Below are 12,111 nucleotides of genomic sequence, written 5' to 3'. Positions count from 1 at the left end.
GCGGGACTTAACCCAACATCTCACGACACGAGCTGACGACAGCCATGCACCACCTGTCTCCCCGCTCCCGAAGGCACTCTCTCGTTTCCAAGAGATTCGGGGGATGTCAAACCCTGGTAAGGTTCTTCGCGTTGCATCGAATTAAACCACATACTCCACCGCTTGTGCGGGCCCCCGTCAATTCCTTTGAGTTTCACACTTGCGTGCGTACTCCCCAGGCGGAACACTTAACGCGTTGGCTACGGCACTGCGCGGGTCGATTCACGCAACACCTAGTGTTCATCGTTTACGGCTAGGACTACAGGGGTATCTAATCCCTTTCGCTCCCCTAGCTTTCGTCCATGAGCGTCAGTTATGGCCCAGTAGCGCGCTTTCGCCGCTGGTGTTCTTCCAGATATCTACGCATTTCACCGCTACACCTGGAATTCCCGCTACCCCTACCATACTCTAGTCAATCAGTTTCCATTGCCTGTATGAGGTTGAGCCCCACGCTTTGACAACAGACTTGATTAACCGCCTGCGGACGCTTTACGCCCAATAATTCCGGATAACGCTTGCCTCTCCCGTATTACCGCGGCTGCTGGCACGGAATTAGCCGAGGCTTATTCCTCAGGTACCGTCACTTTCTTCTTCCCTGAGAAAAGGGGTTTACAGTCCAAAAACCTTCCTCCCCCACGCGGCGTTGCTCCGTCAGGCTTGCGCCCATTGCGGAAAATTCCCCACTGCTGCCTCCCGTAGGAGTCTGGGCCGTGTCTCAGTCCCAGTGTGGCTGATCATCCTCTCAGACCAGCTACTGATCGTCGCCTTGGTAGGCCCTTACCCCACCAACTAGCTAATCAGACGCGAGCTCATCTACAGGCCATAAATGTTTCACCTCTCGGCACATCGGGTATTAGCAGTCGTTTCCAACTGTTGTCCCCGTCCTGTAGGCAGATTCTCACGCGTTACTCACCCGTCCGCCACTAGCTCCGAAGAGCCCGTTCGACTTGCATGTGTTAAGCACGCCGCCAGCGTTCATCCTGAGCCAGGATCAAACTCTCCATTTTGGTTGAACTCTTAATTTGAAATCTCACCCATTAGGCAAGACTTCCAAGTTCGTAAGTTTTCCCGAACCCAGTTAACCGGATTCATCATTTTATTGACGAGTCCCTCAAGACTGGCTTCTAAACTATTCTCTTGTCTAGGTCCTGTCGCCAGCCCCGCTTCGCGTTTCCGCTCCGCTCTCACCGGCGCTTAATTAATCTACCTAACTCGCCTAGTCGCGTCAACCCCCTCAGAGAAAAATTTTTTCGGGATGGGGCGTGGACTTGCTCCAAGCCGATTCCGAGGCGTCCTGCGACGCTGGGAGACAGGGGAAGGAGAACTGGGATCGCTAAAAAGAGCAGCAGTAAACAGACTGCCGATCGCGTGTCGTCTGGCTCCGAGAGTTCTTCGGCGGAAGGACGTTCTGGCTGACGCTGGAACAGGAGTACCAAGACGCCCCAGTAGAAGGCGATGACATTGGTGAAAGCAGCGATCGCCAAAATCAACAGCGCGAAGGTCCCGAGACGCCCCGCCACCTTACGGCCATAGACCGCTTGAACCAGACGACCGCCGCTAAGCTGTCCGATTGGAATGAGGTTGAGAGCATTCACAATCAGCCCCGTCCAACCCACGATCGCGAGGGGATGCACGAGAAGCTGAGTCTGCTGCACCGCATTACCGAGAACAGTACGAGCCAAGAGACCAATCAGGACTGAACTTTGGAGCAGTTGACTAGGCAGCGGTAACCCGGTCGTGTCGGCGGTGCCGGAGAGCAGCAAGCCGACCACAAACACCAGGAGCGACAGGCCACCTCCAACCAATGGACCAGCAGCGGCAATGTCAAACAGCTCTGTGCGGTTGCGCAGAATTGACTGCAAGCGGAAGTAAGCACCATAACCACCGAGTTCTGCTGAGGGCAGGAAATAGGGCGGGCTGAGTCGGGCTTGGTAGCGATCAGCCATCCAACGATGGGCCAGTTCCCGCGAGCCCAGCAGTGCCGCTAGACCGATCGCGAGGGGAGCAGCATCCTTGAGCCGTTCGGGCGCTAGGAGAATGTCAAGGTTGGGATAGAGTTGCTCGGCCCCTCGCAGAAAACAAGTCCAGAGGGTAAAGCCAGCCAGCAGTACCGCCAAAACATATTGAGCCGGCAGCACTTTGGGAGGTTCGCAAGCGGTACTGGGCAAAACGACAACCGCAGGGCGATCGCTGGGATCGTTGATCAGGAACAGCCGGTAGCGATCGCCGAGGCGCTCTTTCAAGAGCTGAGCCAGTCGAGGCTGAACCACCATTGCTTCACCACGCAAGTTGCCTTTGAAGATGGCGCCTTCCTGGTAAGGAATCGTTTCCGTCGCAAAGAAAGTATCGACACCGAAGATGCCTTTGATTTGCTGAAGGTCATCGGCGGGCAGAGGATGGGGCTGATTGTCGTCTTCCAGAGTGAGAGCCTCGGACTCTGGCGATCGATCGGGTGAGGTGGGAGTATTGCGAGCCGCCATAGCAGCCAGGCGATCGCGCATCTGGGCCTGAATTTCAGGATCTTGGCTGAGCTGCCGAATTTGTCGCCCCAGCAGGATATAAGTCACGGTCATTACCACCAGCAGACTGAGCACAACCGTCAGCCGCAGGTAGATGCCAAACAGAGACAGCCCAAAAAAGAGCAGCCAAGGCGAGACCAAAGCCAAGGACTGAATGTTGGCTAGAACGCCTAATTTACCGAGACCGCGCCGTCGCCAGAAGCCCCAGCCAATCAGCGCGATCGCTCCTAGGAGCAGCAGAATCGGCGTGGCATTTTCGAGCGGCATGCAAGCTCTCCTGGGCAACAACACGCCCAGTCATTCACTAACTGGGCTTTTGCCCAATCTACCGAAGTGACGAGAAGGCCGTGACAGCAGCGCGTAAATGGCCCTGGTGCTCGGTCAGTAGAGCGGCAGCTTCTGCAGGTTCTAAGCCAGTCCAATGCTGGAGAAGCGCTTGTTTGACCGATCGCTCATTCGCACCGAGCAATGCAGCTGCTTGTTGGCGATCAATGGACAGTAGATCTGAAAGAATCCGCAGCGCCCGGTCTTCCAGTTTGCGGTTGGTAACCGCCACATCCACCATGCGATTGCCGTAGACCTTGCCGATCCGCACCATCGCGCCCGTCGAAATTTGGTTGAGCACCATCTTGGTGACCGTGCCGGCTTTCAGTCGCGTAGACCCGGCCAAAATCTCGGGCCCGACCGGCACGCGAATATCGACATCCACCGCGATCGCCACTTGATCGGCGGGAACACAAGCCAAAAATCCAGTCTTGGCGCCCGCCGATCGTGCTGCTTCTAAAGCGCCATGAACGTAGGGCGTGGTGCCGCCTGCTGTGATTCCCAGAATGAAATCGCGAGGACCGATCTGGTATTCCGCGATCGCCACTGCCCCATCTTCAGCCCGATCTTCTAGTCCCTCGGAACTGCGAAACATGGCGGCCGAACCGCCAGCCAAGATGCCCTGCACCTGCTCGGGATCACTGCAAAAAGTGGGTGGGCATTCAGCCGCATCCAAGACACCCAAGCGCCCACTGGTTCCAGCCCCGATGTAGAACAACCGTCCCCCTCGGGCGATCGCTTGCGCTGCGTACTCAATCGCTTGGGCGATCGCTTCGCGGGCCTGCGCCACCGCCGCTAGGCAGTGCTGATCCTCCTGATTGAACAGATCCACGAGCTCTAAGGGAGATAGCTGATCCAGTGCTTGACTAGCTGGATTGGCCTGTTCCGTCAGTAAATGACCACGATCGCTCAGGGATGGATCCATTTAGAGCAAGCCTTCTAGACGGCGACGCAATGCTTCGAGATCACTGGCAGGTAGTGAGTCTGCCTCCTCATCCGCAACGTCTGCCGAACGACCATCCTCAGACCAATCGGTTTCCTCGCGATTCAACTCTGGCGGGGCGAGCAGCAACCGTTCAAAGTCATTGCTGGGTCGAAAATCCCGGGGAATCAATTGCGGCTGATAGGGGGAGTCTTGGCAAAAAGCTTCGACTTCTTCGCGGTCAATCGCTTCGACAATGGGAGCCTGAAAGTCCTGCGCTTCGAGCAACATGGCGTAGCGCTGGGCATCATCCTCGTCTTCAAACATCAGGATGATGTTTTCATCCCCGATCGAAAGCGAATGGATCCCCTCGTTATCAGTGCCCGCGTTGTAGAGCAGAACGTAGACCTTCATAGGCGCCTGTGATCGCTGGCACCATCTTATTCCCTGATCTCGCAGGGTCGAACCCAGTTCCATCAACGCGATTGTTCGAGCGATCGCAGTTGTTCGTAAAGCTGGCGTTCTTCGGGGCTGAGGCGCGTGGGCAGTTGCAGCTGAATCACCACGATTTGATCACCGCGATCACCACTGGGTTTGCTGTAGCCCTTGCCAGCCAAGCGCAGGCGTTGTCCCGACCGCAAGGAAGCAGGCAATTTCATCTGCACAGGGCCATCCAAAGTTGGAACAGTGACCTGTCCACCGAGTACCGCCATAGCAGGACTGACGTTCAGGGTGTAGATCACATCTGACCCTTGAACCTGAAAATTCGAAGCCTGCAGTTGCACCCGTAGCAGCAAATCACCACCCTTGATGCCTTGCCCCCGCAGCCGCAGATATTCACCCGCTTGGATTCCAGCCGGAATATCCACCTCTAGCAAGCGACCATCTTCCAGTTGTAGCTGAGCTGAACCACCCTGCAACGCAGTCTTGGGATCCACTTCTAGCGATCGCTCAAGATCTCGTGACAGAGCCGATGAGGTCGCAGCCGAGCGGCGGGCAGAACGACGTGGCGATCGCTCAACGGTGCGACGCCCCAAGAGTTCATCGACAAAAATGTCGAAGTCAGGGAAATCGCCGTAGTCATCGTCACTCCCTACGGATGCAGCACCCTGTTGTTGCCAATAGCGGCTAAAGCGCTGATATTCGGCGCGGCGATCAGGATCTGAAAGGATCTCGTAGGCTTCACTGATCTGCTTGAACCGCTCCTCAGCTTGGCGATCGCCCGGATTGAGGTCGGGATGGCACTGGCGTGCCAGCTTGCGAAAGGCTGCTTTAATTGCAGCCTGATCCGCCGACTGAGGGATCCCCAGGAGGGCATAGTAGTCGCGAAAATTTTGCATGGGCGACGCAGAACGAGTCATCGCAGCCCTCTAGAACCACTCATCATCGTCATCGTCCCAGCCATCATTCCAGCGACGACCCGAGGCAGGTTTAGCCGGGGGTTGACTACTGCGATCGCGCCGAGGCGGTTGGTCTTCCTCCCAAGTCGGTCGGCCGCGTCGTGGAGCGGGTTCCGGGCGAACAGATCCATTGCCGCCATTGCGATCGCGCACGGGTTCCCGACGACTCATGCTGGTTTGCTCTTCCACCCAGCGCTCACCCCGATAGGGATCGCTGACGGGGCTGCGGCGATCGTCGTAACCGTAACTGGGGGTACTGCGACGACTGCGATCCCACGGATCGGCATCCCAGCGATCGCCACCGCGATCGTCCCAACTACGCTCAAAGTCGCGATTGCCATCCCCTCGGAGGCTGGCAAAGGTCTGCTTGAGCGGTTCAAAGAAGCCTTCGCCTTCTTCATCGCGCAGCCGCGCTGCTGTCTCTTGATTGAGGTCGAACAGCGCGTCCTGCAATTCCGCTAGGGCTAAATCCAAACCGCGATCGTCTTGGCGTTCAAGGTAGTCCTTCAACTCGCGAATCGTGCTTTCAATGCGGCGGCGCTTCGATTCCGCAAAGTAGAGGCCAAAGTCGAGGGAAATTTCCCGCAGGCGACGCTCTGATTGAGCGATCAGGGTTTGGGCACGATTCCGCTTCTCAATCCGCGCTTTCAGTTGCCGATCTTGCTGGGCATAGAGTTCGGCATCCTTCATCATCCGCTTCACTTCTTCCTGAGACAGCGTCGATGCCCCTTGAATCGTGACCGTTTGCTCCCGTCCAGTTGTCTTATCCAGCGCCGAGACTTGGAGAATGCCATTGGCGTCGATATCAAACGACACCTGTACCTGCGGCACCCCACGCGGAGCGGGTGGAATGCCCGTTAGTTTGAAACGCCCCAGAGACTTATTCCCCTCCGCTAGCTGACGTTCACCCTGCAAGATATGGATTTCGACCATCGTCTGATTGTTTTCAGCCGTGGAGAAAATATCCGATCGCCGCACGGGAATGGCCGTATTACGCGGGATCAGCTTTTTCATCACGCCGCCGATCGTCTCCAGCCCCAGCGATAGCGGCGTCACATCCAGCAAGAGAATGTCCTTGACTTCGCCCGCCAGAATACCGGCTTGAATCGCTGCCCCGATCGCGACAACTTCATCGGGATTGACGTTCTGGTTTGGTTCACGACCAATCAGCGATCGCACCAACTGCTGCACCATCGGCATGCGGGTTGAGCCGCCCACCAGCACGACTTCATCAATGTCTTGGGGTTGCAAGCGAGCATCTTTCAAGGCTCGACGCAACGGCCGCATCATCCGCTCCAGCAAGTCTTCGCAGAGCGCTTCAAATTCCGATCGCGTCAGTCGCGTTTCTAAGTGCTTCGGTTCATCTTCCGTAGCCGTGATGAACGGCAGATTGATATCGGTGACGCTGACGCCCGATAGCTCGATCTTGGCTTTCTCTGCCGCCTCAATCAGACGCTGCAGGGCTTGGCGATCGCGGCGCAGGTCAATGCCTTCCGCTTCGAGGAACTGTTCCGCCAGCCAGTCGACAATGCGGCGATCGAAGTCATTACCACCCAGCTGGGTATCGCCACTAGTGGCTTTGACTTCGAAGACACCGTTGCCGACCTCTAGCACCGAAACATCAAAGGTGCCGCCACCCAAGTCAAAGACCAAAATTGTTTGGTTATCACGGCGATCGAGGCCATAGGCTAACGAAGCCGCCGTTGGCTCATTCAAAATCCGTTTGACTTCCAGGCCAGCAATCCGACCGGCATCCCGTGTGGCTTGGCGCTGGGAGTCATTGAAATAGGCCGGAACCGTAATCACCGCACCGGTAACTGGCTCACCCAAATAGCGACTGGCTTCTTCCGCCAGCTTGCGCAGAATCATCGCCGCTACTTCTTCCGGCGCGAACTCGCGGCTGAGCTGGGGGCAAACAATTCGCACATTGCCCTCAGGATCGCGGCGCACCGTGTAGGGCACCCGCTTCGATTCGTCGGTCAGCTCATCGTAGCGACGGCCGATAAAGCGTTTGATGTTGGCAAAAGTATTACGCGGATTGAGCACCAACTGGCGGCGGGCCAACTCGCCCACCAATCGCTCGCCAGTTTTGCTAACACCGACGACGGATGGCGTTGTTCGAACGCCCTCAGCGTTGGCGATCACCATCGGCTTGCCGCCTTCCATCACGGCAATAACGGAGTTCGTCGTTCCGAGGTCAATGCCTACGACTCGTCCCATGCTGTCTCAAACTAGGGTGGGGGCACGCCTTTCAACCAGTGGCCGAAAATGGCTGACCCATTCTAGCTTGCAGCCCTTCGCTCCTTGATAACTGACGGCATCAAGGGAAGTTATGCGGGAAATTAAAACGGAGAGAGAGGGATTCGAACCCTCGTTAGAGTTACCCCTAAACAGCATTTCCAGTGCTGCGCCTTCAACCGCTCGGCCATCTCTCCATGGGGGCAAGAACTATTTAGTTGTCTCGCACAGACTTGATATCGTAGCAGAGAACTTCGGTCAAAACAGCAGTTGGCTGCCGGGAACCCCGCATGAGCGACACTTACACCGTCCGCATTCGCGATCGCCGTACCGATGAGGAGTTTACGGTGCAGGTTCCGCCCGATCGCTACATCCTGCAAACCGCCGAAGAGCAAGGTTATGAGTTACCGTTCTCCTGCCGCAATGGGGCTTGCACAGCCTGTGCAGTGCGCGTTCTCGGCGGCGCGATCGAGCAAACCGAGGCCATGGGACTCTCAGCTCCGCTACGCCAGCGCGGTTATGCCCTGCTCTGCGTTAGCTATCCGCGATCGGATGTGATTGTGGAGACCCAAGACGAAGACGAAGTCTACATGCTGCAGTTTGGTCGCTATTTTGGCCAAGGAAAAGTCAGCTTTGGCCTGCCCTTGGACGAGGAATAAGCCGTGACAGCAATTAGCGATCGCCTGCTCCAAATCTGGTTGGATGTGGCGACAGAAGCGGCCTTGGCAGCAGGGGCTGAACTCGATCGCTTTTGGGGGCGGTTAACCCAGATCGAAGAGAAAGGACGTCCCGGTGATCTGCTGACAGAAGCCGATCGCGCAGCGGAGGCAGCGGTTCTCAGCGTTTTGGAACGTCACTGCCCTGACCATGCCGTCCTTGCTGAAGAATCGGGCTGGAGCGGCGATCGCCAGCAGGAATTCTCTTGGGCCGTCGATCCACTGGATGGCACCACCAATTACGCCCACGGCTATCCCTTTTGTGGAACTTCGATCGCGCTGCTCTATCAAAATCAGCCAATCGTTGGCGTCTTCTATGCGCCTTACCTCAAGGAATTGTTCCGCGCTGCTCAAGGACTGGGAGCAACCCTGAATCGCCAACCAATCCGGGTTTCTAAAACAGAAAAATTGGCGAAATCCCTCTTAGTGACAGGCTTTGCCTACGATCGCTGCGAGGTTGAGGACAACAACTACGCCGAGTTCTGTCGCTTGACCCATGTCACCCAAGGGGTACGACGGGGCGGATCAGCAGCCTTAGATTTGTCCTATGTGGCCTGCGGGCGCTTGGATGGCTATTGGGAACGCGGACTTTCGCCTTGGGATCTGGCCGCTGGTGTGGTGCTCGTTCAGGAAGCGGGCGGACTCGTTACTGCCTACGATCGCAGTCCGTTTGACATTTCCAGTGGTCGGATTTTGGCTACGAACGGTCAGATTCACGCTGAGCTGAGTGAAACGCTGTTGCAGATCAAACCGCTGCAAGCATTCTGATCGGTAGTCTGCGATCGTCTCACGCATCACAACCGGCGATCGCTACGCTAGGAAGAGTTTCGATCGCATCATTTTAGAGGCGTTGACATGGTCGCTGCTCAGCTTTCGGCACGGGAACTGTTCCGCGCCGCCTACGAAAACCGCTACACCTGGGATGCCAATTTCCCCGGCTATCGCGCCAACGTCACCTACAGCGATGGCAACCAGTCCTGGCAAGGTGCAGTGGAAGTCAGTGCTGACCTCAAGCCCAGCATCTCCGGCATTGAGGAGCCGGAAGTGGTCAAACTGATCCACGGTCAGTTGTTTGAAGTGGCGATTCACCGCGTCCGTCGGGGCTTTGAAGACACCCACGGCAAAAACGAGTTTGAATTCGGCAACAGCGATAACGACGGCACTGTTGAAATTTTGGTCAACGGCAAGTCTGCTGGCGATCGCTACAAAGTGCGCGATAACGAAGTCGTGCTGGTGCACCGCCACATTCACGGCGTAGTCGTGACGATCAACACCTTCAGCACCCACAAAAGCGCCGAGGGCTACCTCTCGCACCGCTACGACTCGGTCTACCACGACCCGACGACGGGCGAACAAAAAGGCGATCGCAGCGAATTTGAAGACGAATACATCACCGTCGGCGGTTACCAACTGCTGAGCGCTCGCACGATTCGATCAGATTCAGGAACGATCAGTTTCCGCTTCAGCGATCTGGAACTGCTCTCTTAGCCCCCAACGATGACAGCTGCTTTTCAACCCCGATTTGCCTTTATTCAAGGAGCGAGTCGGGGCATTGGTCTCGCGTTTGTCGAGAATTTGCTGGCGCAACCACAGGTTGAATGCGTCTTGGCGAGCAGCCGTCAGCCTGCCGAGAGTTCGGGCCTGCAAGCCCTACGGCAGCAGTACGGCGATCGCCTCCAACTGATTCCCCTTAATCTCGCAGATGATCAGGCGATCGCGGCAGCAGCAGAGAAGGCAGCAGCGATCGTGCCGCGACTGGATTTGCTGGTAAATGCCTCAGGCTTTTTGCATGGCAACGGTCTAGCGCCGGAAAAACGGTTAGCGCAAGTCAGTCGTGAGTTGTTGCTGCAGACTTTTACGACCAATACTTTTGGCCCAATCTTGATGGTGCAAGCCTTGGAACCGCTGTTTAAGCACAAAGAACCAGCGGTTTTGGCCAATATTTCGGCGCGAGTCGGCAGCATTGGCGATAACCAACTAGGTGGCTGGTATAGCTATCGCGCTTCGAAGTCGGCGCTGAATATGCTGACGCGCACCTTGGCATTGGAATGGCAGCGGCGGCATCCAAACGCGATCGTGGTTGCACTCCATCCAGGCACCACCGCCACCGATCTTTCAGCTCCCTTTCAAGCGAACGTTCCGCCTGAAAAACTGTTCAGTCCCGATCGCACTGTGCGTCAGCTGTTGGCTGTGATCAGTGGCTTGACTGCAGCAGACAGCGGCCAGTTCTTTGCTTGGGATGGCAGCCCAATTCCTTGGTAGCGATCGCCTAAATCACAATCTCGATCTCATTACCTTGGGCAGCCTGCCAACTACGGGCGTCGTAATACAAATCCGCAAGGCTGACTTGTCGCAAAGTTGCCTGCCATTGCGCATCCAAACGCTGCCAAATCGCTCGCGAAACCCAATCCGCCGCTTCTTCGGGAGCAAGGGGTTGGCGATCGCGATCGCTTAATTCCCCGACTGCCGCCAGAATATCGGCCAGCGAAATTTTGGCGGCTGGTCGAGCCAGTTGATAGCCGCCGCGCCGTCCTTTGGTCGCGGTCACTAGACCTGCCTTGCACAGTTCCACCAGTAATTTTTCCAGTAGCGTCGGCGAAATATTTTGGCGCTGGGCGATCGCCCGCATCGACACTGGTTCATCTTCTGGTTGCAGACAGAGGTCAATCAGCGCCTTGAGACTGTAGTGGGCACGGACGGTTAATTTCATCTCTTTTGCAGCTGACTCATGCCCATTGACTGAAACCATCCTGATTGAGAAGTTACTGGTTTGTTCCAGTAACATAGACGAGAAAAATAGCAAGATTCTCCATCAGATCCATCGCTCAAAAGTATTCTAGAAAATAAATCTGGCGCTTTTGCTGGCAGATAGTTGATTTGGCTTTAGTCTCCTATTGATATCGAGCCTTCTATGATTTCCTCTTCTTCCAAAGAGACCAATCAAGACAAGGTGAGTGAGTCTCCGACTCGGCCTCAGAATCTCAACCGGATTCGCGATCATCTTGCCAATGAACGCACCTATCTCGCTTGGATGCGAAGTGCCATCGCTTTAATGGGTTTTGGCGTTCTCATTGTCCGCCTCAGGATTTTGCGGCCTCCGATTGCCCCCCAAGCACCAGGCAACGCTTGGAAGCTAGGTTTGGCTTTTTCCATTGTTGGCTTGCTGATGGTTTTGCTATCGACCCAACATTACTTTGGTGTCAGAAATGACATTGAGCTTGACACCTATAACCCACCCGATCGCTGGGTAATCCTCTCAAGTATTACGATCTTAATTCTGGGGATTGGCGTGATCTACTATATTTTCTCAGCTCCATTAGATACTCTCAATATGGTCATTTTTGAGTGATATCTATTCTGAAATAGATAACAGCAGCCTTAGATAGCGGCAGTTTTATGGCTCGACAGCTTTAGAGCCTTGGTCATGATTTGGCTGACTTATCGCTTTCAAGCAGTTGACCAACCACCCACCATTCAACCGGCCCTCGCTGTTCTGGTTGCGTCACATCAAAGCCACGCTCAACCCAGCCAGCCGGAATTTGCAGACCGTATTCCTGTGCCAGCGATCGCGGTGCGAGGGCATGACGATCGCCATAGAAACTGCGATAGTAGCTGCGGCTATAGAACAGCGTCACTTCACTCCCGAAGAGGTAGGGCAACTCAATCAGACAGGCAACATAACAGTCTGCTTCAGCCGCTTGGGTTTGCTGGGCCAAGTTGTCGGCAGCCCGAATTAAGGCTTGCAAGCATTGCGATCGCAAGCGGGGGCTGGGGTGATTGGCTAGGGAGCCGATTACCGGCAACTTCCAGTTCCAAAAACCACTGTCGCCACAATCCTCAGGAGTCGGTAGCGGCAGGGTGACAAAGCGATCGGCCCAGTAGTTAAGCGATCGCAGGCGGCGAGGAATCCCCCTTGGTTTACGCCGCTGCGACAGATCCAGACGTCTCATGGA

At 55.8% G+C, this 12,111-nt stretch carries 12 protein-coding genes, 1 tRNA gene and 1 rRNA gene (1 of these 14 only partly in view); 5 read left to right on the top strand and 9 right to left on the bottom strand.

Annotated elements, in window-relative coordinates; translation table 11 throughout:
• From SYC_RS08145 to SYC_RS08115, 7 genes are all read right to left on the bottom strand, one after another.
• Window positions 1–1,046 (bottom strand): 16S ribosomal RNA (locus SYC_RS08145); it reaches 443 nt to the left of the window's first position.
• A gap of 177 nt (window positions 1,047–1,223) precedes the next feature.
• Entirely contained in the window at window positions 1,224–2,825 is a 1,602-nt protein-coding gene (locus SYC_RS08140) for a site-2 protease family protein (RefSeq protein WP_041677003.1), read from the bottom strand.
• Window positions 2,826–2,883: 58 nt separating this feature from the next.
• A complete protein-coding gene (gene murQ / locus SYC_RS08135; RefSeq protein WP_011243843.1) occupies window positions 2,884–3,807 on the bottom strand; it encodes an N-acetylmuramic acid 6-phosphate etherase in 924 nt (307 codons plus the stop codon).
• Window positions 3,808–4,218: a DUF3110 domain-containing protein gene (locus SYC_RS08130; protein WP_039755524.1), complete on the bottom strand. Its 411-nt coding sequence runs from the start codon at window positions 4,216–4,218 to the stop codon at window positions 3,808–3,810.
• A gap of 62 nt (window positions 4,219–4,280) precedes the next feature.
• A complete protein-coding gene (locus SYC_RS08125; RefSeq protein ID WP_011243841.1) occupies window positions 4,281–5,165 on the bottom strand; it encodes a DnaJ C-terminal domain-containing protein in 885 nt (294 codons plus the stop codon).
• Between the two features lie 9 nt (window positions 5,166–5,174).
• The gene (gene dnaK / locus SYC_RS08120; RefSeq protein ID WP_011243840.1) at window positions 5,175–7,424 is read right to left on the bottom strand and encodes a molecular chaperone DnaK; all 2,250 of its coding nucleotides are present in this window, start codon (window positions 7,422–7,424) and stop codon (window positions 5,175–5,177) included.
• A 128-nt stretch (window positions 7,425–7,552) separates the two neighbouring features.
• Window positions 7,553–7,639, bottom strand: a tRNA-Ser gene (locus SYC_RS08115).
• Between the two features lie 93 nt (window positions 7,640–7,732).
• Here SYC_RS08115 and SYC_RS08110 point away from each other — a divergent pair.
• The 4 genes from SYC_RS08110 to SYC_RS08095 all read left to right on the top strand — a co-directional run bounded on the left by SYC_RS08110 (window position 7,733) and on the right by SYC_RS08095 (window position 10,420).
• A complete protein-coding gene (locus tag SYC_RS08110) occupies window positions 7,733–8,101 on the top strand; it encodes a 2Fe-2S iron-sulfur cluster-binding protein (protein WP_011243839.1) in 369 nt (122 codons plus the stop codon).
• A 3-nt stretch (window positions 8,102–8,104) separates the two neighbouring features.
• The gene (locus SYC_RS08105) at window positions 8,105–8,926 is read left to right on the top strand and encodes an inositol monophosphatase family protein (protein ID WP_011243838.1); all 822 of its coding nucleotides are present in this window, start codon (window positions 8,105–8,107) and stop codon (window positions 8,924–8,926) included.
• A gap of 87 nt (window positions 8,927–9,013) precedes the next feature.
• Entirely contained in the window at window positions 9,014–9,646 is a 633-nt protein-coding gene (locus SYC_RS08100) for a DUF3386 domain-containing protein (protein ID WP_011243837.1), read from the top strand.
• Between the two features lie 9 nt (window positions 9,647–9,655).
• Window positions 9,656–10,420: an SDR family oxidoreductase gene (locus SYC_RS08095; protein ID WP_011243836.1), complete on the top strand. Its 765-nt coding sequence runs from the start codon at window positions 9,656–9,658 to the stop codon at window positions 10,418–10,420.
• Between the two features lie 7 nt (window positions 10,421–10,427).
• Here SYC_RS08095 and SYC_RS08090 read toward each other — a convergent pair whose 3' ends face one another.
• A complete protein-coding gene (locus tag SYC_RS08090) occupies window positions 10,428–10,868 on the bottom strand; it encodes an Rrf2 family transcriptional regulator (protein ID WP_039755902.1) in 441 nt (146 codons plus the stop codon).
• Window positions 10,869–11,069: 201 nt separating this feature from the next.
• Here SYC_RS08090 and SYC_RS08085 point away from each other — a divergent pair, with 201 nt between their 5' ends.
• Window positions 11,070–11,507: a YidH family protein gene (locus tag SYC_RS08085; protein WP_011243834.1), complete on the top strand. Its 438-nt coding sequence runs from the start codon at window positions 11,070–11,072 to the stop codon at window positions 11,505–11,507.
• A gap of 73 nt (window positions 11,508–11,580) precedes the next feature.
• On the opposite strand, the gene SYC_RS08080 is transcribed toward SYC_RS08085, so the two are convergent.
• Window positions 11,581–12,108, bottom strand: coding sequence for a DUF3916 domain-containing protein (locus tag SYC_RS08080; protein ID WP_011243833.1), 528 nt, complete (start codon window positions 12,106–12,108; stop codon window positions 11,581–11,583).
• Window positions 12,109–12,111 lie beyond the last annotated feature (3 nt).

This window comes from Synechococcus elongatus PCC 6301, from assembly GCF_000010065.1.
Classification (GTDB): domain Bacteria; phylum Cyanobacteriota; class Cyanobacteriia; order Synechococcales; family Synechococcaceae; genus Synechococcus; species Synechococcus elongatus.
This window is presented reverse-complemented; position numbering and strand designations above follow the sequence as displayed.

Coding starts and splice junctions, on each gene's coding strand:
- SYC_RS08140 (WP_041677003.1), bottom strand. CDS start 2,825: ATGCCGCTCGAAAATGCCACGCCGATTCTGCTGCTCCTAGGAGCGATC.
- murQ (WP_011243843.1), bottom strand. CDS start 3,807: ATGGATCCATCCCTGAGCGATCGTGGTCATTTACTGACGGAACAGGCC.
- SYC_RS08130 (WP_039755524.1), bottom strand. CDS start 4,218: ATGAAGGTCTACGTTCTGCTCTACAACGCGGGCACTGATAACGAGGGG.
- SYC_RS08125 (WP_011243841.1), bottom strand. CDS start 5,165: ATGACTCGTTCTGCGTCGCCCATGCAAAATTTTCGCGACTACTATGCC.
- dnaK (WP_011243840.1), bottom strand. CDS start 7,424: ATGGGACGAGTCGTAGGCATTGACCTCGGAACGACGAACTCCGTTATT.
- SYC_RS08110 (WP_011243839.1), top strand. CDS start 7,733: ATGAGCGACACTTACACCGTCCGCATTCGCGATCGCCGTACCGATGAG.
- SYC_RS08100 (WP_011243837.1), top strand. CDS start 9,014: ATGGTCGCTGCTCAGCTTTCGGCACGGGAACTGTTCCGCGCCGCCTAC.
- SYC_RS08095 (WP_011243836.1), top strand. CDS start 9,656: ATGACAGCTGCTTTTCAACCCCGATTTGCCTTTATTCAAGGAGCGAGT.
- SYC_RS08090 (WP_039755902.1), bottom strand. CDS start 10,868: ATGAAATTAACCGTCCGTGCCCACTACAGTCTCAAGGCGCTGATTGAC.
- SYC_RS08085 (WP_011243834.1), top strand. CDS start 11,070: ATGATTTCCTCTTCTTCCAAAGAGACCAATCAAGACAAGGTGAGTGAG.
- SYC_RS08080 (WP_011243833.1), bottom strand. CDS start 12,108: ATGAGACGTCTGGATCTGTCGCAGCGGCGTAAACCAAGGGGGATTCCT.